This is a genomic window from Paenibacillus xylanilyticus (assembly GCF_047246825.1).
Classification (GTDB): Bacteria; Bacillota; Bacilli; order Paenibacillales; family Paenibacillaceae; genus Paenibacillus; species Paenibacillus xylanilyticus_B.
Genome location: NZ_JBFOLB010000001.1, coordinates 1,674,438 through 1,694,921, shown reverse-complemented (window position 1 = coordinate 1,694,921; position 20,484 = coordinate 1,674,438). Strand labels below are relative to the sequence as shown.

Sequence of the window (20,484 nt, the reverse complement as noted above, 5' to 3'; positions counted from 1 at the left end):
TTTCATGACTGAGAGGAGGATGAACCTATGGCGGATTCACTCGTAATCGTGGAGTCGCCCTCAAAGGCGAAGACAATCGGCAAGTATTTAGGCAGCAAGTTCATCGTGAAAGCTTCGATGGGACATGTGCGCGATTTGCCGAAAAGTCAGATCGGCGTTGAGGTGGAAAATGATTTTAATCCGAAATATATTACGATCCGCGGCAAAGGTTCGATTTTGAAAGAACTGAAGGATGCACGAAAGAAAGTGAAAAAAGTGTATCTCGCAGCTGACCCGGATCGCGAAGGCGAGGCTATTGCATGGCATTTGGCTCATGCACTTGAATTGGATGACACGGAAGATTGCCGGGTTGTCTTTAATGAGATTACGAAACAGGCGGTCAAAGATGCGTTCAAAACACCGCGCAAGATCAATATGGATCTGGTGAATGCGCAGCAGGCTAGACGTATTTTGGATCGGCTTGTCGGATATAAAATTAGTCCACTATTATGGAAGAAAGTCAAAAAAGGATTATCTGCAGGACGTGTTCAGTCGGTGGCAGTCAAAATTATTTTGGATCGTGAAAATGAAATAGACGACTTTGTTCCAGAAGAGTACTGGAGCATTACGGCAAAACTCACCGCAGATGGCAATCCGTTTGAAGCCAAGTTCCATCAGTTAAACGGTGCAAAAACCGAACTGGGGAGCGAAGCTGAAGTTCAAGCCATATTAAAACAAATTGAGAATGCGGACTTTACCGTCAAGGAAGTGAAAGAGAAAGAGCGGAGCCGGAACCCTTCCGCTCCGTTTACCACAAGTTCTTTGCAGCAGGAAGCTGCACGGAAATTGAATTTCAGGGCTTCCAAAACGATGTCGGTGGCTCAACAGCTCTATGAAGGTGTAGACCTTGGAAAAGAAGGCACAGTGGGTCTCATCACGTATATGCGTACAGACTCCACCCGGATTGCGGCATCTGCTCAGGAAGAAGCCAAGGAATACATTATCGGTAAGTATGGGGAAGCTTTTGCACCTGAGACGCCGAGAAACTATTCCAAAAAAGCAGCTAATGCACAGGATGCTCACGAAGCTATTCGTCCAACATCCATTCTGCGTGATCCTGACTCCATCAAGTCATTTATGAGCCGTGATCAATTCAGACTATATAAACTGGTATGGGAACGCTTCGTGGCCAGCCAGATGTCTTCCGCTATTCTGGACACCCTCTCTGTGGATATCGCAGCCGGAGATACTATTTTCCGTGCAGCAGGCTCCAAAGTCCGCTTTCAGGGCTTCATGAAGGTTTATGTGGAAGGAAATGACGATGGGACTACAGAAGAAGATCGTTTGCTGCCTCCATTGAAAAGTGGGGATCTGCTGGAAAAACAGGAGATAGAGCCGAAGCAGCACTTCACACAACCACCGCCACGTTATACGGAAGCGAGACTCGTTCGTACGCTGGAAGAGCTGGGCATAGGGCGTCCAAGTACATATGCGCCAACCCTGGAAACCATTCAAAAGCGTGGATATGTTGCAATCGAAGAGAAAAAATTCATGCCGACCGAGCTGGGAGAACTGGTCATCGAACAGATGGAAGAGTTTTTCCCCGAAATTCTGAATGTAGAGTTCACAGCCAATATGGAAGGTGATCTTGACCATGTGGAAGAAGGTTCGGAGGACTGGGTCAAAGTACTTGCTGAATTTTACGAATCATTCGAAAAACGGCTTGAGTTTGCAGAAGAAGAAATGAAAGAAATTGAGATTGAAGACGAAGTCTCGGATGAAATCTGTGAAAAATGCGGCAAGCCGCTTGTGTACAAACTGGGTCGATTTGGCAAGTTTCTTGCCTGCTCCGGATTCCCGGATTGCCGGAATACCAAACCGATTATCAAGGATATCGGTGTAACTTGTCCGAAGTGTAAGGAAGGGCATGTTGTGGAGCGTCGCAGTAAAAAAGGGCGCATTTTCTATGGTTGTGACAAGTATCCGGAGTGTGATTTTGTATCTTGGGATAAACCGTCAGCCAAACCTTGCCCAAGTTGCGGTTCTCTCATGATTGAGAAACGTAACAAACAGGGAACGCGTTTGCAATGTACATCCTGTGACCATCAGGAGCCGGTTGAAGAACCGGAAGAAGAAACAGCGGATTAGCATATATGGGGGTAAATGATTTTGACGAATGAACAAGTAGTAACCGTAATTGGGGCCGGGCTGGCCGGTACTGAAGCAGCTTGGCAAATTGCAAGTCGCGGCGTACGTGTGAAGCTATACGAGATGAGACCGGTTGTAAAAACGCCGGCTCATCATACAGATAAATTTGCAGAACTGGTGTGCAGTAATTCACTGCGTGCCAATGGTTTAACGAATGCAGTCGGCGTACTGAAAGAAGAAATGAGAATGCTGAATTCCCTGGTGCTGGGCGCAGCGGATCGCAATGCGGTTCCTGCCGGAGGGGCACTTGCTGTTGACCGCGATGGATTCTCGGGAGAGATTACTTCAACGCTTCATCAACATCCACTCATTGAAGTAGTAAATGAAGAACTGACCTCACTGCCGGAGGATGGCATTGTAGTCGTTGCCACAGGCCCATTGACTTCACCTGCATTATCTGAACAAATCAAGTCGCTGATGGGTGAGGAGTACTTCTATTTCTACGATGCGGCTGCGCCGATCATTGAAAAAGATTCCATTGATATGAACAAGGTGTACCTCGCTTCCCGCTATGACAAAGGTGAGGCGGCTTATTTAAACTGCCCAATGACAGAAGAAGAGTTTGATGTATTCTATGATGCTCTGATTACGGCAGAGGTTGCCCAATTGAAGGAATTTGAAAAGGAAATCTACTTTGAAGGCTGCATGCCAATCGAAGTCATGATGAAACGCGGGAAACAAACAGCTCTGTTTGGACCGATGAAACCAGTAGGTTTGGTAAATCCGCATACAGGAGAATTACCACATGCAGTTGTTCAGCTTAGACAGGATAATGCGGCGGGTACGCTGTACAACCTGGTTGGATTCCAGACGCATCTGAAATGGGGAGAACAGAAACGGGTATTTTCCCTGATTCCTGGTCTGGAGAATGCTGAGTTTGTACGTTATGGTGTGATGCACCGCAATACGTTCATCAATTCTCCGAAACTGCTTCGTCCAACGTATCAGTTCAAAGAGCGTCCTAACCTGTTCTTTGCAGGTCAAATGACAGGCGTGGAAGGGTATGTCGAATCTGCTGCATCGGGTCTGATTGCAGGTATGAATGCAGCCAAAGCGGCACTCGGACAGGAACTTGTTGTGTTGCCTGTAGAGACGACTCTGGGAAGTATGGCTCAGTATATTACAACGGCCGATTTCAAACACTTCCAACCGATGAATGCGAATTTTGGTTTGCTGCCAAAATTGGAGACAAAGATTCGTAACAAAAAAGAAAAAAATGAGGCTCTTGCACAGCGTGCGCTGGATGGTATTGCCCGTTTTGCTGCTGCAGAAGGTCTAACCGTTCCGGAACGCGTATAAATTATATTCGTGGGAGGAGGCTGAAATCGTGGATATGTCATTTCACGCTACAACGATCTGCGCAGTTCGTCATAATGGCAAGGCAGCGATTGCCGGAGATGGTCAGGTGACCATGGGGCAAAGCGTTGTCATGAAAAATACGGCCAAGAAGGTAAGACGTTTGTATCGCGGACAGGTAGTGGCCGGTTTTGCTGGTTCCGTAGCAGATGCCATTACCCTGTTCGAGAAGTTTGAGGGCAAGCTGGAGGAGCATCACGGTAATTTGCAGCGTGCTGCAGTGGAACTTGCCAAGGACTGGCGCCAAGATCGCATTTTGCGCAAACTCGAAGCATTGCTTATCGTGATGGATAAGACGGGAATGCTGCTGATCTCTGGTGGAGGCGAAATTATTGAGCCGGATGACGACGTGATCGCGATTGGTTCAGGAGGGAACTTCGCCCTGTCTGCTGCGCGTGCTTTGAAACGTCATGCAACTGACCTGGAGGCGAAAGACATTGCCCGTGAGTCACTGCAGATCGCAGCAGAGTTATGTGTTTATACCAACAACAATATTATTGTAGAAGAGCTGTAAAATAACCCCGCAAACTGTAACATGGACAATGGCCGTCAGGGCTATTCCTATCAATTTGCGGGGTTATCCCTAATTTTGATAACATATTTCCAAGCAGGAATTTAAGTAGACTGGTAGGAGGGAAGCGAAAATGCTAACACAGGCATTAACACCCAGACAAATCGTTGCAGAGCTTGATAAATATATTGTAGGTCAGAAACAGGCCAAAAAATCGGTGGCTGTTGCCCTTCGTAATCGATATCGCCGAAGCCTTTTGCCTGAGCATACCCAGGATGATATTGTGCCTAAGAATATTCTGATGATTGGACCTACAGGTGTAGGTAAAACCGAAATTGCCCGCCGTTTGGCTAAACTGGTGGGGGCCCCGTTTGTTAAGGTGGAAGCTACGAAATTCACGGAAGTGGGTTACGTTGGTCGTGATGTAGAATCCATGATTCGTGACCTGATTGAAACGTCCATGCGGATGGTCAAACAGGAACGGACTGAAAAGGTGAAAGACAAGGCCGAAGAGGCTGCCAATGAGCGGATTGTACATATTCTGGCTCCTTCCCAATCCAAGTCCAAAAATCAACGTAATCCGTTTGAAATGATATTTGGCAACAACGGAAACAATACACCTGAACAGGAAGAGCCCGAGCCGGACACCAATGTCGCAGAGCGGCGCCGCAAAATCAAATTTGATCTGTTATCCGGCAAGCTGGAGGAAGACATCATTGAAATCGATGTTGAAGACACTGCGCCGAATATGATGGATATGTTTGCAGGTCAGGGGAATGACCAGATGGGCATGAATATGCAGGAGATGTTTGGCAGCCTTCTGCCACGTCGTACGAAAAAACGCAAGTTGCCCATCAAGGAAGCACGTAAAGTCCTGACTCAGGAAGAAGCAGGGAAACTGATCGACATGGATGATGTCACACAAGAGTCCATTCGCCGAGCTGAACAAACGGGTATTATATTCATTGATGAGATTGATAAGGTTGCCAGCCAGGGACGTGGGAGCGGCCCGGATGTATCGCGGGAAGGAGTACAGAGGGACATTTTGCCTATCGTGGAAGGTTCCACGGTCATGACCAAGTACGGACCTGTCAAAACGGATTATATTCTGTTTATGGCGGCTGGCGCATTTCATGTGGCAAAACCCTCGGATCTGATTCCGGAGCTTCAGGGACGATTCCCAATTCGCGTGGAGTTGAACAGTCTATCCTTGGAGGAATTTGTGTCCATTCTGACTGAACCTCAAAATGCGTTAACCAAACAGTATGTCGATTTGCTGCGTACTGAAAATATCGAAATTGAGTTTTCGGATGAGGCGATCCGTGAGATTGCCAAGCTGGCAGAGTCGGTGAACCAAAATACGGAGAACATAGGCGCACGTCGACTTCATACGATTCTTGAGAAACTTCTAGAGGATTTGTCCTATGAAGCTCCTGAACTTACGCTGGAGCGAATGGTCATCACTCCGGAGTATGTGCGTGAGAAATTGAATGATATTGCACTGGATCGTGATCTGAGTCAGTATATTCTGTAAATAGATTTATCTCTGCAATAAGCAGTAATGTAAACAAGAGGTTAAGGGCGGTATTCACAGTGTTCGTAAGACTGAGACGACTATTCGGATTCAAGGATGTATGTCCTGATCTGTTGGTAAGTTTTATCTTACGTCAAATGGATACCGTCTATTTTTTATTCTAGTCTAATGGATTTCCGCAAATATGCCGATAAAAGAGTGGAGTTGCCATTGAAGTGGGGAAAAGTAGGACTTGTGCCGCAGTTGTTGGCAGAGGAAATCGAATATATTCAAAACCGGACATGTGTTTGAATGGATCTTTTTCCAATAAAAGGTGGTTTGTTTTATCCAAGTCTGGTCATCGGTTTAATTACAATGTCGAGGAAATTTGCGCAAATGCGCAAAAAGTCGAGAGCGGCGGTATTCTGATGTAGTGAAATATTTACGTTGACTTCCATGTTTACAGAAATCTTTAATTGTTAAAAAAGTGTTGTGTAATAACAAGGTAAACAAGTGAAACATAAAGTTTAAGTTGTCAATTATTTAGTACATAGAATGAATCATTATAGAATTCAAGTGAATAAAAAGCTTATTATGACGGCAAAAATTGCTAACACAATTCAGAGAAATTTTCCCAAATGTATGTACTCTAGATGATGTAACGATACGTAGAAGATGGAAGAAACCTTTATAAATTTTAAGAATGTTTAAGCGTGTGTTTTGTAGATGTGAACTTGATTTTGTTTTGGGCCTCAACATTTGCGAAAAAATTCATAATTTACAGAAAATACACAAAAAGCCCTGTCTTTCAGAAAAGATAGGGCTTTTTTCTTATTGTAATAAATGCCAATCTCGAAGAAACTTATGTTATACGACAACATCAGAGTTAATTCTACTTAAGTCCTAGAAAAATGCGAAAAGGCGAATGTTTTTGTCGAAAAACATAAGCGATTTTAAGGGGAAAGGATTCAATCTTTTTCCATAATTTCTAAGGAGAGGAGGGAAAACATGAATCTTTTGAATGATATTAGCTTTAAAAGATTGCAAGGTGCACTCGATGCGTCCAACATCAGACAACAAACGATTGCAGACAACATTGCAAATGCTGACACCCCGTACTACAAGCGTTCTGACGTTTCTTTTGAAGAAATTTTACAGCAACAAACGAACGGAGATATGCCAGTTCTTAAAGGGAAAGTGACGGATTCAAGGCATTTTGTCATAGGACCTTCCTCTTCTGTTCCTACACCCGTAGTTACAATGGATCAGTCAACATCCATGAATAACAACCAGAATAATGTCGATATCGACAAAGAAATGAGCCTTCTGGCCGAGAACCAGTTGCGTTACAACGCTTATATTCAACAAGTGAATGAACAGATTAAAATGATGCGTGTTGGAGTGGAAGGGAGATAAATTAGGTGAATATCAGCAACAGTTTTAGCATTAGTTCCTCAGCTTTGACAGCCCAACGCTTGAGGATGGATGTAATATCTTCAAACATCGCTAATGCAGAGACGACTCGCGCCAGTGTAGCCAATGGTGAAGCAGTTCCTTACAAAAGAAAAATGGTTGTGCTTGAACCAAACAAAACTTCGTTTAGCAGCATCCTACAGAATCATATGGGCAGTAAGGCCTCTGGTGAAGGAGTTAGAGTATCAGAGATTCGTGAAGATCAGTCTCCTCTGAAACCTGTATATGACCCTTCTCATCCGGATGCCAACGCTGAAGGTTATGTGTACATGCCGAATGTGGATATTGCAAAAGAGATGGTTGACATGATCTCAGCATCTCGTTCTTATGAGGCAAACGTAACAGCATTGAACTCAACTAAAGCGATGATAACAAAAGCTTTGGAGATAGGAAGATAGATTGCAACAAGGGCAATGAGCTTTTTTACCATTAATAAGAGGATAAGGGGAGGGACATTAATGATTCAGAACAACATGTTTAACACACAGGTGGTTCAACCATTACAGATGCAAAATGCTTCCGTTAGCAAACCATCGACACCAGCCGAAACCATCCAAAGCTTCGGTACATACTTACAAGAGGCATTAGGGTCTGTGGCTGCACAGGAGTCCCAAGCGCATGAAATGTCTAATCAATTTTTATTGGGGAATGTGAACGTGGATCAGGTAATGATCGCTTCAGAACAGGCCCTGTTGAGTCTGCAACTCACGTCTCAAGTCCGAAACAAAGTAGTCGAAGCGTATCAGGAGATTATGCGTACGCAAATGTAAATAAAAAGCATGCTTGCGCTTCGATAACAGCGCTGATCATTACAACAAGCAGCCGCGATGCTGCTCCTGAATGTTAATTATGTGCTTACTAATAGAAGTACTGTGATTACTCAGGACAGACTAAGCAAAGTTTCGGATGGGGTGACAGAGTGAATGAGAGAATTGCCCAGTACAGGGATAAAGCAACCCAGTATTGGAATAGCTTCAGCAAAAAACAGAAAGTATTACTGGTTTCCACCTTTTTATTCTTAATTCTGGCGGCGGTTGTATTAACGATGCAATTGTCCAAAACAGAATATGAAGTTGCATTTACCGATTTGAATGCCAGTGACTCTGCAGGAGTTATTAATTACCTGGATTCATCAAGTATTCCCTACAAGTTAAGTGCAGACGGGAAAACCATATCGGTACCGAGCACGGATGTTGCACTTGCGAAAGTGAACATCGGATCACAGGGGATTATTCAAAATGGTTCATTGGGTTACAAATCATTCGAGGAATCCTCATCACCAATCGGGATGACGGACAAAGAATTCGATGTAAAGTATAACAATGCGATAAACGGAGAAGTGGAACAATTACTTCAGCGCATGCAAGGCATACAAGACGCCAAAGTGTTGGTCAACATGCCCAAAGATAATATCTTTGCCGGCCTTGAAGAGCAGGACAAAGCATCAGCTTCCGTAGCATTGCAGTTTAAACCGGGATATCACCCGAATCAGGCCGCAGTTGACGGATACTTTAATTTGGTAAAGTCTGCTATTCCCAACTTGCCAATTGAAAATATTACGATTACCAACACAGATGAAGCCGAATTGATTCCAACGGCTCGTGGAGGCAGTGGCGGATTATCTTCTGAAGTCCAGGAAAATATGGCTTTGCAGAAGAAATTCGAAAATGACGTACGCAACAATGTAAAACAGTTTCTTTCTCAAATTGTAGGCGAAGACAAAGTAAATGTTCTGGTCGCTTCCAAGCTTAACTTCGATAAAGTGACGAGCAAAGAGAATCTGGTCACACCAGTCGATGAAGAAAACATGAAGGGCATCGAGATCAGTGTGCAGGAGATTCAAAAGAGTTATACAGGTGCTAATACTCCAACAGGTGGTGTCGCAGGAACTGGGCAAGAAGAAGTTCCGGGGTATCCTTCAACGGATGCAGCGGGGAATTCTACCTCTGAGGAATCATCAAGCACGGTCAACTATGAAGTGAATCGAATTGCCAAAGATATCATTTCCAGTCCTTATACTGTAAAAGATTTAACCATTAACGTGGCAGTTGAACCACCTGAAGGGCAAACGGAATTACAACAACCTGTTCAGGATGCCATTGAAAACATTTTGGTGAATATCGTTCGAGCTTCACTTGCAGATTCAGGTGATGCAATAACAGACGCAGATCTGACCAAGAAAGTTTCGGTAATCTCCCAAGGCTTCCAAACTGCAGCAGCTGCAGAGACAGGATTCCAGCTTTCGACAGGCATGATGTGGGGCATAGGAGCGCTGGTGGCAGCATTAATCGCAGCAGTCGTTATCTTGCTCGTACGCCGTCGCCGCAAACAAAACGAAGAGGAAGAAGAAGAGATTCCTCTCCCAGTAGCAACAGAGTTCCCGTCCATTACGTTGGACAGTGTAACGAACGAAAGTCAAGTGCGCAAACAATTGGAGAGTTTGGCGAAGAAAAAGCCGGACGAATTCGTCAATCTGCTGCGTACGTGGCTGGCTGACGAATAGAGGTGAACGCATTGGCAAAGGCAAGCAGTCAGGGTTTGACTGGAAGACAAAAAGCAGCAATTTTGTTGATTACATTAGGTCCGGAAGTGTCAGCACAAATCTTCAAACATCTGCGTGATGAGGAGATTGAACAATTAACATTGGAAATTGCCAATGTTCGCAAAGTCGATGCTTCCGAAAAAGATATGATTATGGCTGAGTTTCACCAGATCTGTCTTGCTCAGGAATACATCTCTCAAGGCGGTATTACTTACGCGAGAGAAATTTTGGAGAAAGCGCTCGGATCGCAGAAAGCGCTTGAAGTTATCAATCGTTTGACAGCTACGCTGCAGGTTAGACCATTCGACTTTGCACGCAAAGCTGATCCAAACCAAATTTTAAACTTTATCCAGAATGAAAGTCCGCAGACGATTGCTTTGGTACTATCCTATCTGCAATTTGAGCAGGCAGCAGCAATCCTATCATCGTTGCCTCAGGAAAAGCAGGCTGATGTAGCACGAAGAGTCGCTGTCATGGACAGTACATCCCCTGAAGTTATCTCTCAGGTGGAGCGTGTATTGGAACAAAAATTGTCTTCAACGGTTACGCAGGATTATACAAATGCAGGTGGTATCGAGTCGATCGTACAGATTTTGAACGGAGTCGACCGGGGTACGGAGCGTACCATTCTGGACTCGTTGGAAATTCAGGATCCGGAACTCGCCGAGGAAATCAAAAAACGCATGTTTGTATTCGAAGATATTGTCAATGTGGACGACCGTTCGATTCAACGCATTATCCGCGATATCGACAACGCAGACTTGCAGCTGGCACTCAAAGTGGCGAGCGAAGAAGTACGGGATGCGGTGTTCCGCAATATGTCAAAACGGATGTCCGAGACATTCAAGGAAGAAATGGAATTCATGGGACCAGTTCGGTTGCGTGACGTGGAAGAAGCCCAGACTCGTATCGTAGGAACGATCCGCAGACTGGAAGAAGCTGGTGAGATCATTATTGCTCGCGGCGGAGGAGATGATATCATTGTCTAATTTGATTAAATCTTTCCAGTATGTACCCGTTGATGACCGCAAACGCCTTGAAAACCATCATAACTATGGTGGACCTGAAACAGCGGAATTTGATAGTGGAGCAGAAGGTTCAGAGGCAGCGGAGTTGCAGGCACGAGTAGACGAAGAGACGAAACGTCTGACTGCGGAGATGCTGGAAGATGCGAAGGAGTTTGCAGAAAAGCAGGTACGTGAAGCCTCCGAGGAAGCGGAGCGCATGCTTAAAGAAGCCCGTGAGCAGATCGAAAACTGGTGGCAGGAACAGCGTCAGCAGGATGAGCATTTAATTGAAGCGATGCGCTCACAAGGTTTTCAGCAGGGTTTTGATGAAGGCAAAGTACAAGCTGAACTGGATCTCCAAGTGCAGATCGAACAGATGATGAAAGAAGCTCAGGAAGTACTCAAAGAGGCTTACGTAGCAAAAGAGCAAATTATTCAGGAAGCAGAGCCATTTCTTGTTGAACTGGCATGTGGTATTGCTGAAAAGGTCATTGATAAACAGCTCACAGTCGAACCGGATCATACCCTTGAATTGATTCGTCAGAATTTGTCACGCAAACGTGAACAAGGAATGATTGCCTTATGTGTAGCTCCAGAGCAATTTGCTTTTGTACAAGCTGCACGTGAAGAGTTGTCCTTGTCGATCGACTCACAGGCCGAACTTCAGATTTTGCCGGATGCAACGGTGAAAGACAAAGGCTGCGTGATTCGCTCGTCTTTCGGAAGCGTGGATGCCCGTATTGATACACAATTGTCCGAAATTAAAAAAGAACTGGTCCGCATAGCACTTGAGGATGAGGGGCGAAAAAATCAACATGAAGGTTCTTAGTTCACAGCGTTATATGGAGCATTTACGTCAATTTGATCCAGTCCGGGTTAATGGCAAGGTTACTCAGGTTATCGGTCTCATGGTGGAATCCGAAGGTCCAGACGCGAGCATCGGTGACGTATGCTACATCTACCCGGGTAAATCGGAAAAACCGATTCAGGCCGAAGTCGTTGGTTTTCGGGATAACAAAGTACTACTGATGCCCTTGGGTGAATTACAGTCGATTGGTCCCGGATGCGATGTCGTAGGTACGGGGAAGCCACTTGGAGTTCAGGTTGGTTCAGAACTGCTCGGCAAAGTGCTTGATGGACTCGGGCAGCCGCTGGATGGTTCCTTGCTTCCTTCAAGAATGCCTATGTTTTCGACATCAAACAAACCTGTAAATCCGATGGAACGGCCGCGGGTACTGGAGACGATGGGTGTAGGTGTTAGAGCCATTGACGGTCTGTTAACTGTTGGTAAGGGTCAGCGGGTTGGTATTTTTGCCGGCTCGGGTGTTGGTAAGAGTACCTTGATGGGCATGATTGCTCGCAATACAGCAGCTGATGTGAATGTAATTGCACTCGTAGGTGAACGGGGACGTGAGGTGCGTGACTTTATCGAACGTGATCTGGGACCAGAAGGGCTGGAACGTTCAGTCGTCATTGTTGCAACTTCAGACCAACCCGCGTTGATTCGAATTAAAGGAGCAGTCATTGCAACCACGATTGCGGAATATTTCAGGGACAGAGGCATGAATGTCATGTTAATGATGGATTCCGTTACTCGTTATGCCATGGCTCAAAGGGAAGTCGGACTTGCTGTGGGTGAGCCTCCAGCGATGAGAGGTTATACACCTTCTGTATTTGCAAGTTTGCCTAAATTGCTCGAGCGTGCAGGGACTGGACCAACCGGCTCCATTACAGCATTTTATACGGTGCTCGTGGATGGTGACGATATGAATGAACCGATTGCGGATGCTGTAAGGGGTATTCTGGATGGCCATATTGTACTGAATCGCTCCATTGCTAACAAAGGTCACTTCCCAGCGATTGATGTGCTTGCCAGCATTAGTCGTGTCATGAAAGACATTGCACCTGAAGAACAGCTCGAAGCTGTTAATAATATGAAGCGATTAATGGCTGTATACAAAGAATCAGAGGATTTGATCAACATTGGTGCGTATCAGAGAGGCTCGAATGCAGCAATTGATGAAGCGATGGATCAGATCGAAAGTATATGGAACTTTACCAAGCAAAAAGTGGATGAAAAAGTAACACTGAGTGAAGTGCAGGAACGTTTGATTCTTGAATTTGCAAGGAGATGAAAGGTTAAACGATGAAATTTCGATATCATTTCCAAAAGGTTGTTGACCTGAAAAGCAATGAAAAAACACAAGCGGAGTGGATGTTATCCACAGCGATCGGCAAACTTCAAACGGAAGAAGAACACCTTTTACAACTGATGAATGATAAAAATAATCTGATTAGCGTCATTCAATCCGCAACGGAGAGCAGAGCTTCAGTATCCAGTCTGCAAGAAATGCAGCGATACGTTTATCACCTGGATGAGTGCATTTCCAAAAAGAATTCGGATGTTAAACACGCACAGGTCAATGTACAGCGGAATCAGACGTTCTTGAACGGCAAAATGGTTGATGAAAAAGTGTGGCTTGAAGCGAGAGACAAGGCCAAAATCAAATTTCAGCAGGAGATGCTCCTCCGGGAACAGAACGATCTGGACGAGATGGCTACTGTACGCTTCGCTGCCAAAGCCGGACGCGCAATTTGATGTGCTTCGGAAGCGAAGTTGTCTCGTGAAGGAGGAATGAACAATGGCTGTTAAAGATACAGATATCGAAAAAGAGTCAGGCGGCGGTTGGGAAAAGTTTCTAATGATTTCGATTCCAATTGTCTTCACCGTAGTGCTGCTTGGTGTTCTGCTCACCTTATTTAATGTAGATATTCGCAACAACATGCTTGAGGTAGCTAACAAAATACCTGTAGTTAAGGATTGGGTGCCTGATCCTGTATTGGATCCGGAAAAAGAAAAGCTGGACGAAAGCGAGAAACAAGTTGAAAGTGCTGAAGCAACAATCGAAAAACTGAAGTCTCAGGTAGCGGCAAAAGAAACAGAACTTCAAGCAGCGAAAGAGGCTACGACGACAGAAGCAAAAAAAGCAAGCGATCTGCAAGCGAAATTGGATGAAGCGGAAAAAGCGGCGGAAACTGCTGCATCGGAGGTTCCCGAAGCTGAGTCTGATTATCAAAAACAGATTAAGGATCTGGCCAAGATGTACGCGGACATGAGTCCGAGCAAAGCAGCTCCGATATTACAGAACATGACCAATGAAGAGATGGTGCTGCTTCTGAGTTCAATGCAGTCAACTGCTCGTACAAAAGTTTTGGAGAAAATGGATCCGAAAACGGCTGCAGATGTCACCATGATGATGAAGGACGCCAAACCATCCGGAGATTTGGCATTGGATGCACTGCAATCCAGATTGAAGAAAGAAACGGCTGCAACAACAACGACGTCAACGAGCAACTCGAAAAACCTGGACAAAACACAACTTAGTCAAACATTCTCATCAATGTCAGCTTCCAGTGGTGCAAAGTTGCTTTTAGAGACATACAAACTCAGCCCGGATAAAACGCTAACCATTTTGAACTCGGTAGACGATGCTACACGCTCCCAATTGCTGGAGAACATGTCCACAGAGAATTCAGCTGAAACTGCCAAGATCTTAAACCGCTTAATGGGCAATAAGTAAGGTTGGATGCTGTTATTACCGGAAGGAGGTGAAACAAATGTCGATCGTATATCAAATGACTTCTGCATCCTCATCCAAGGCAACAAGTGCAGTGCAAACCTCGTCTGGAACGCAATCCAAAGGTGCAGTTACAGGGAGCAACGGTGAATTCTTGCAAACACTGGCACAGACACTGAATGGGAGTACTTCTGAAGAAAATAATTCGGCAGCTGCTGGGGGGTTATCTGTAAATCCGCTTGCTATAGCATTTGCATCCGGTGAAGAAGGGGAACAAACTTCTCTTACAGATATTTTAGATTCACTGTTTGCTGGCTTGGATTCGCTCGATGAAGCTCTGGAAAATGATCCAACATTACTGGCGGAGTTACAAAATCTGATTCAACAGATGTATGTACAACTAAATGGTGGCTCGGCAGAAACAGAAAATTCTGATGAGACAGTAAATGTACTGCAAGCTGTTAAAGCTGCACCAGTAATGGATCTTACCGAGCATCCATCAGCAGTTCGCTTTGTGTTGCAGGATGTACTTACTCAGATGGTTGCAAGCATGACTGAACCGGATAGTCCGATTGCCAAAAATACGACTGAGTTTAAACAGCTGCTTCAAACTCTCCAGAATCAGTTACAGGAGGCTGGAGTTGATCTGAGCGGTAACAAAGGGTGGACAGATCTTAAAACTGTCATTGACTCAATAGACACATTAAAAGATCCGGGTGTTCAAACAAAAGTGAGCCCATCCTCGGAAAAAGACCCGACTGTTATGTCTGCTTCGAATACCGGAATCAAAGTGGCAGGTGAAGCAGATGCGAACACCTCGGTTACTGTCAATGATGGTGGAGAAGTAGATCATTCAAAAATTATTACAGCCGGGGAGTTATCCATGCGAACGTCAGGCACTACGGTAGCTAAGCCAGCTGAACCCGTAATGCAAGCATCACAGTTTGCAAAAGAAATGACGCAATTTGTGGTGAATAAACTCGATATCGTTCAGCAAAAAGGGTTTTCCGAAGCTACAATCTCACTTCGTCCAGAACATCTGGGTAAGCTGGATGTACAGATTACCTTACAAAACGGGCAGTTGGTTGCACGCTTCATGACAGAACATACAATGGCGAAGGATATGCTCGAACAGCAAATGACACAGCTTCGTGCCTCGCTTCAGTCCCAAGGGATCCAAGTGGAACGAATTGAGGTCACTCAGAGCAGCTCCCTAGGATCAGAAATGTATCATGACGGCGGACGTCAACAAGGAAATAACTCGCAGGATCAGCGCCGGTCACGAGAACGGGAAGAGCAATCGGATGATGCAATAACTACGGCAAACCTTCAGGAAGAACTGCGCAATTGGCGCAGTGAAAATGAGGAAGGAAACGACTTCCAGGGAGGATCGTTTACTGCTAAAGCTTAATCTGAAATGAGGTGAAAATATGGCTACTGAAATTGTTTCTACCAATAATACCTGGCCTAACTATTCGGCCGCAAACAAGGCAACAACTAGTGCAGCTACAAAGGAGCTAGGGAAGGATCAGTTTCTTAAAATACTAATCACCCAGCTTCAGAATCAGGATCCAATGCAGCCTATGGAGGATAAGGAATTTATTGCTCAAATGGCCCAGTTCAGTTCGGTTGAACAACTAGTTAACATCTCGTCCCAACTTAAAGCGCTGAATCAGTCTCTTGGTGCAGTATCAAGCATGATCGGGCGAGAAATCAGCTGGCTTTCTTCTAATAAAGAGGACAACGGAACGCTTCGTCAGGGGATTGTGGATTCAATCATCGTACGGGATGGTGTACAGTACGCTAAAGTAGGCGATGACGAAATTGAGCTCAATGAAATTATTCAGGTTTCGAATCCCGCTCCAATCGAGGAAGAAGAATCCCAGACTCAAAGTACTGCAGATGCTTCAGCACCAGTGAATGAAAGCGAGGATGCTGAAACATTAGTTCAAGATAGTGGGAACACGTTATGAGTGATCGGATAACGGTAGGACAACTATATACAGGCCCAGTAACACCCAACCTGCTTAATCGTACTAAACAGAGCGACACAGCACTCACTGCTGAACGGCCTTTTGCCCAGGTACTAGAGGATAATCTTCTTAAGCTTAGCAATCATGCGGCCAAAAGATTGGAACAGCGTGGGATTGAACTGAAAAGTGAGCAGATGCAGCAGATTGGAACTGCACTGGACAAGGCTGCTGCAAAAGGGGCAAAAGAATCTCTGATTCTGATGCAGGATATGGCCTTTATCGTCAATGTTAAAAATCGCACTGTCGTTACAGCCATGGATAGTGAAAGCATGAAGGATAACGTGTTTACACAAATAGATAGTGCTGTAATCATTTCTTAACCGGCTGGCCCTTCTCGGGAGCCGGAATGCCGCTGACCGACTGATGCGGCAACCAAATTATGGCTGGGAGGATTTTTTAAAATGTTAAAATCGATGTACTCTGGCGTTTCCGGGATGCGGGGTTTTCAAACAAAACTTGATGTCATTGGTAATAATATCGCAAACGTGAACACCGTTGGCTTCAAAGGCAGTCGTGTTATGTTTAAGGATATTATGAGTCAAACCACGGCGGGAGTAACTGCACCTGGAGATGAAAACGGTGGTGTAAATGCAAAGCAGATCGGTTTGGGTGTATCTGTAGGTTCGATTGATACACTGCATCTTGCGGGCAGTCCAATGACCACGAACAATCCAACCGACTTGCGTCTCAACGGTGATGGGTTCTTCCTGGTCACACTTGGCGGGGAGCAAGAAGTTCCTTTCCTGACTCGTGCCGGAGACTTCCATATCGATGCTAACCGTAACCTCGTAACTTCAGATGGTTTGTTCGTTGTGGATAGTGGTGGAGAGCCTATTACTCTTGATGATACAGTAGTGTCTTTCACTATTGGTCAAGACGGAATCATCAACCAAACGATGGATGATGGTACAACGGAAGCTGGTGCACAACTGGGGATAGGTAAAGTAACAAACCCGGAAGGTCTGGAGAAAATCGGGGGTAACTTGTACCGCATTACAGCGAATGCCAATGCTGACGGCGAATTTGAAATTGTAACTGCCAACAGCACCGAGTTTGGAACAGGCGCCGTTGTAGCAGGTCAACTGGAAATGTCAAATGTGGATCTGACAGGTGAATTTACGGAAATGATCGTGGCACAACGTGGCTTCCAGGCGAACTCGCGGATCATTACCACATCGGATGAAGTGCTTCAGGAAGTTGTTAACCTGAAACGTTAATAACTAATTAGCTATTTTTAATGCGTGGGGGAGCTTGCTCCTCCACATTGATCGAGGGGGCTTAGCATGATTTCGGTTACGCGGTTAAACGGTTCTCCCATGTGGTTAAATGCCCTGATGGTAGAGATTGTGGAAGAAACGCCGGATACGTATATTACTCTGGTGACTGGGAAGAGACTGATTGTCCTTGAAAAGGCCGATGAAGTCATTTCCAAAATCAAAGATTACAACCGTGAAATCGGGGTTCAGGCAGCCACTATCAAAGTGCAGCAAACGGAGGAATCCTGATGAAAAAGATGATGCCCTGGCTGGCAACGATATTGCTGGCCATAACACTCATTGTGGTGGTTGTGTTTGTATTTATGCAGGGACAGGTGGGAACCAAAGCGGAGGAAGATGTAGCTTCGGCAGCTGAGGTTAAAAAGATGACTGCTGATGAAATTGTTGAGGTGACTTCCGAAATTACAGACATCAAAACAAATTTGGCAGATACCAATCACATCGTACAAGTTAACCTGGCTTTTAAAATGACCGATGCCACAGCAAAAGAAGATTTTGAGAAAATCAAAGAAATCACTGTAAAACCAATTATTGTTCAAACTTTTGCGGATGCACAGCCAGAAGAATTAAAAACAGCCAAGGGGCGTTCTCAGTTTAATGAGAAACTTACAAAACTGATCAATGAGGCACTGCCTGAACCGAAGCTGAGCAGCACGAACTTTACTTATTTTTTGATGGCATCAATGTAATGAACAGAGCACGCTGTAAAACGGTAAGGGGGTGAGAACATGGTGGATGTATTATCACAAAATGAGATTGATGCCCTATTAGCAGCACTTTCCTCAGGTGAGATGGATGCCGAGGAACTGAAAAAGGAAGAAACTCAGAAAAAAATTAGATCGTATGATTTTAAACGGGCGGTACGTTTTTCCAAAGATCATATTCGAAGTTTGACTCGAATTCACGAAAATTTTGCACGCTTTCTCACCACTTATTTTTCAGCCCAATTGCGGACTTTCGTTCAAATTAACGTCGTTCAGGTCGAACAGCTGCCTTATGATGAATTTATACGTTCAATTCCTAAAATGACGATATTAAACATATTTGAAGCAGAACCATTACAAGGTCGAATGGTACTGGAAGTCCACCCTAATGTTGGTTATGCGATGTTGGATCGATTGCTGGGAGGTACAGGAAGTGCACCGACTAAAATAGCTTCAATGACTGAAATTGAGACGACGATTATGGAGCGCATCTTCAGCCGCGCGTTCGAAAGTTTGCAGGAAGCCTGGAAGACGGTGCTGGACATATCACCAAGAATGGAAGCGCTGGAGACCAATCCGCAGTTTATGCAGATTGTATCACCTAACGAAACGATCGCACTGATCTCGCTTAGCACCAAAATCGGTGACACCACTGGCATGATCAATTTGTGTATCCCGCATGTCGTTCTTGAACCCATTATGTCAAGGTTGTCGACACATCAATGGTTTGTTTCAGAGAAAAAAACGAGGGCTCCTGAAGAGTACGATGCTCTCAGAGAACGTGTGAATAAAGCCAAATTGCCGATTGTAGCTGAGTTGGGAGAATCCAGAATTTCGATCTCTGAATTTCTAGGCTTATCGGTTGGCGATGTTATTACGTTAAACAAACCGGTTGAAGAGGGATTATCCATCAAAGTTGGCGACAGATTGAAGTATATGGGCAGTCCGGGAACGATCAAAGACCGTGTGGCTGTGCAAATAGACAAGATTGTCACCGAAGGAGTTGAAGAATTTGACGAGTAAGGATTATTTGTCCCAAGAAGAAATCGATGCTTTGCTCAGGCAATCCGAATCGATGAGCAGCACGGAACCGGTTGAAAAAACGGTTGACGACTTTTTGACTGAGCTTGAACAAGATGCATTGGGGGAGATTGGTAATATTACTTTCGGTAGCGCAGCGACAGCTTTGTCCACGCTATTGGGATTGAAAGTAGATATTACTACACCGAAAGTATCCATCATCAGCCGTTCGCAATTTGAAGAAGCTTTTCCCAAGCCGCATGTTGCGGTACATGTGAATTATGTGGATGGATTTGAAGGAATTAATTCACTTGTGATTAAAAAGCGTGATGCCCAAGTCATTGCTGATCTGATGCTCGGAGGTGAAGGCAATCCTGCAGATGAAGAACTGAACGAAATCCATATTAGTGCAGTTCAGGAAGCCATGAATCAAATGATGGGTTCATCTGCAACCTCCATGTCTACCATCTTCAATCGATTTGTAAATATCTCTCCACCAGGCATTGATATTCTTAACATGGAAAGTGGCGAGGGTGTCAGCAGTCTTCCGCATGACGAGACGTTGATTCAAGTTTCTTTCCGTCTCCTGATTGGTGATCTGATTGACTCCAATCTGATGCAGCTTTTGCCTGTTGATTTCGCCAAACATATGGTGGACATGTTGATTGGTGGTGCACAGGAATCAACGGCTAATGCACCGGTAACAACACCATCACACGCGGCACCAGCAGCAGCAGCTCCACCAGTGGCACCTGAGCAACCACCGGTTCAGCAACAAGTGCCTCCACAGGCTTCTCAGCCGCCTGCTCCAGACTATAACGGATATGGACAGGCACCAATGGGTATGCCACAAGGAATGCCGCCACAACAGCCTTATGGCATGCCTCCGCAGCAACCATACGGTGTACCACAGCATTACGGCGGAATGCCGAACAGGAATGTAAATGTACAACCCGTCCAGTTTGCTAATTTGCAAAATGGGTCTTACGGTCAAGTGGACGAAAATAATTTGAATTTATTGATGGACATTCCCCTTAAAGTCACCGTAGAATTAGGAAGGACCCAGAAGCAAATTAAGGATATATTGGAACTCTCACAAGGTTCAATTGTCGAACTGGATAAACTGGCCGGCGAACCTGTCGATATTTTGGTCAATAACAAACTGATTGCCAAGGGAGAAGTTGTCGTCATCGATGAAAACTTTGGTGTTCGTGTTATAGATATCGTAAGCCAATGGGACCGAATTCAGAAATTACAATAAGCACAATTTAGGGAGGACTTGA

General features: G+C 45.0%; 21 protein-coding genes. All 21 read left to right on the top strand.

The window, feature by feature from the left end; genetic code table 11:
• Positions 1–27 precede the first annotated feature (27 nt).
• The 21 genes from topA to fliY all read left to right on the top strand — a co-directional run bounded on the left by topA (position 28) and on the right by fliY (position 20,462).
• The gene (gene topA, locus AB3N00_RS07320; protein WP_413033967.1) at positions 28–2,127 is read left to right on the top strand and encodes a type I DNA topoisomerase; all 2,100 of its coding nucleotides are present in this window, start codon (positions 28–30) and stop codon (positions 2,125–2,127) included.
• A 15-nt stretch (positions 2,128–2,142) separates the two neighbouring features.
• Complete coding sequence (gene trmFO, locus AB3N00_RS07315) at positions 2,143–3,486, top strand: FADH(2)-oxidizing methylenetetrahydrofolate--tRNA-(uracil(54)-C(5))-methyltransferase TrmFO (RefSeq protein WP_413033966.1); 1,344 nt, start codon at positions 2,143–2,145, stop codon at positions 3,484–3,486.
• A gap of 28 nt (positions 3,487–3,514) precedes the next feature.
• Entirely contained in the window at positions 3,515–4,057 is a 543-nt protein-coding gene (gene hslV / locus AB3N00_RS07310; protein ID WP_312884293.1) for an ATP-dependent protease subunit HslV, read from the top strand.
• 130 nt (positions 4,058–4,187) lie between these two features.
• Positions 4,188–5,588, top strand: coding sequence for an ATP-dependent protease ATPase subunit HslU (gene hslU, locus AB3N00_RS07305; protein WP_413033965.1), 1,401 nt, complete (start codon positions 4,188–4,190; stop codon positions 5,586–5,588).
• Positions 5,589–6,575: 987 nt separating this feature from the next.
• Complete coding sequence (gene flgB, locus AB3N00_RS07300; protein ID WP_413033964.1) at positions 6,576–6,983, top strand: flagellar basal body rod protein FlgB; 408 nt, start codon at positions 6,576–6,578, stop codon at positions 6,981–6,983.
• A gap of 5 nt (positions 6,984–6,988) precedes the next feature.
• Complete coding sequence (gene flgC, locus AB3N00_RS07295; RefSeq protein WP_413033963.1) at positions 6,989–7,438, top strand: flagellar basal body rod protein FlgC; 450 nt, start codon at positions 6,989–6,991, stop codon at positions 7,436–7,438.
• Positions 7,439–7,498: 60 nt separating this feature from the next.
• Entirely contained in the window at positions 7,499–7,810 is a 312-nt protein-coding gene (gene fliE / locus AB3N00_RS07290) for a flagellar hook-basal body complex protein FliE (RefSeq protein WP_413033962.1), read from the top strand.
• Positions 7,811–7,959: 149 nt separating this feature from the next.
• Positions 7,960–9,543 carry a flagellar basal-body MS-ring/collar protein FliF gene (gene fliF, locus AB3N00_RS07285; RefSeq protein ID WP_413033961.1) on the top strand — a complete coding sequence of 528 codons (1,584 nt, stop codon included), beginning with the start codon at positions 7,960–7,962 and terminating at the stop codon, positions 9,541–9,543.
• A gap of 2 nt (positions 9,544–9,545) precedes the next feature.
• Positions 9,546–10,571 (top strand): flagellar motor switch protein FliG, encoded by a 1,026-nt coding sequence (fliG, locus tag AB3N00_RS07280; protein ID WP_405156299.1) that lies wholly within the window; start codon positions 9,546–9,548, stop codon positions 10,569–10,571.
• Complete coding sequence (locus AB3N00_RS07275) at positions 10,564–11,418, top strand: FliH/SctL family protein (protein ID WP_413033960.1); 855 nt, start codon at positions 10,564–10,566, stop codon at positions 11,416–11,418. The genes fliG and AB3N00_RS07275 overlap by 8 nt, the downstream gene beginning before the upstream one ends.
• Positions 11,405–12,724 (top strand): flagellar protein export ATPase FliI, encoded by a 1,320-nt coding sequence (gene fliI, locus AB3N00_RS07270; protein ID WP_095287830.1) that lies wholly within the window; start codon positions 11,405–11,407, stop codon positions 12,722–12,724. Before AB3N00_RS07275 ends, fliI begins: the two co-directional genes overlap by 14 nt.
• A gap of 11 nt (positions 12,725–12,735) precedes the next feature.
• On the top strand, positions 12,736–13,188 hold the full coding sequence (fliJ, locus tag AB3N00_RS07265) for a flagellar export protein FliJ (RefSeq protein ID WP_413033959.1): 453 nt from the start codon (positions 12,736–12,738) through the stop codon (positions 13,186–13,188).
• 43 nt (positions 13,189–13,231) lie between these two features.
• Positions 13,232–14,170: a MotE family protein gene (locus AB3N00_RS07260; RefSeq protein ID WP_413033958.1), complete on the top strand. Its 939-nt coding sequence runs from the start codon at positions 13,232–13,234 to the stop codon at positions 14,168–14,170.
• 37 nt (positions 14,171–14,207) lie between these two features.
• On the top strand, positions 14,208–15,578 hold the full coding sequence (locus AB3N00_RS07255) for a flagellar hook-length control protein FliK (RefSeq protein WP_413033957.1): 1,371 nt from the start codon (positions 14,208–14,210) through the stop codon (positions 15,576–15,578).
• A 19-nt stretch (positions 15,579–15,597) separates the two neighbouring features.
• Positions 15,598–16,140 (top strand): flagellar hook capping FlgD N-terminal domain-containing protein, encoded by a 543-nt coding sequence (locus AB3N00_RS07250; RefSeq protein ID WP_413033956.1) that lies wholly within the window; start codon positions 15,598–15,600, stop codon positions 16,138–16,140.
• Entirely contained in the window at positions 16,137–16,520 is a 384-nt protein-coding gene (locus tag AB3N00_RS07245) for a TIGR02530 family flagellar biosynthesis protein (protein ID WP_413033955.1), read from the top strand. Before AB3N00_RS07250 ends, AB3N00_RS07245 begins: the two co-directional genes overlap by 4 nt.
• 81 nt (positions 16,521–16,601) lie before the next feature.
• Positions 16,602–17,417 (top strand): flagellar basal body rod protein FlgG, encoded by an 816-nt coding sequence (gene flgG, locus AB3N00_RS07240; protein WP_413033954.1) that lies wholly within the window; start codon positions 16,602–16,604, stop codon positions 17,415–17,417.
• A 66-nt stretch (positions 17,418–17,483) separates the two neighbouring features.
• Positions 17,484–17,705 carry a flagellar FlbD family protein gene (locus tag AB3N00_RS07235; protein ID WP_024630220.1) on the top strand — a complete coding sequence of 74 codons (222 nt, stop codon included), beginning with the start codon at positions 17,484–17,486 and terminating at the stop codon, positions 17,703–17,705.
• On the top strand, positions 17,705–18,166 hold the full coding sequence (gene fliL, locus AB3N00_RS07230) for a flagellar basal body-associated protein FliL (protein WP_413033953.1): 462 nt from the start codon (positions 17,705–17,707) through the stop codon (positions 18,164–18,166). The genes AB3N00_RS07235 and fliL overlap by 1 nt, the downstream gene beginning before the upstream one ends.
• A 39-nt stretch (positions 18,167–18,205) precedes the next feature.
• Positions 18,206–19,204, top strand: coding sequence for a flagellar motor switch protein FliM (gene fliM / locus AB3N00_RS07225; protein WP_175396062.1), 999 nt, complete (start codon positions 18,206–18,208; stop codon positions 19,202–19,204).
• Positions 19,194–20,462, top strand: a complete 1,269-nt coding sequence (fliY, locus tag AB3N00_RS07220; protein WP_413033952.1) for a flagellar motor switch phosphatase FliY — start codon at positions 19,194–19,196, stop codon at positions 20,460–20,462. The genes fliM and fliY overlap by 11 nt, the downstream gene beginning before the upstream one ends.
• The last annotated feature ends 22 nt before the right edge of the window (positions 20,463–20,484 follow it).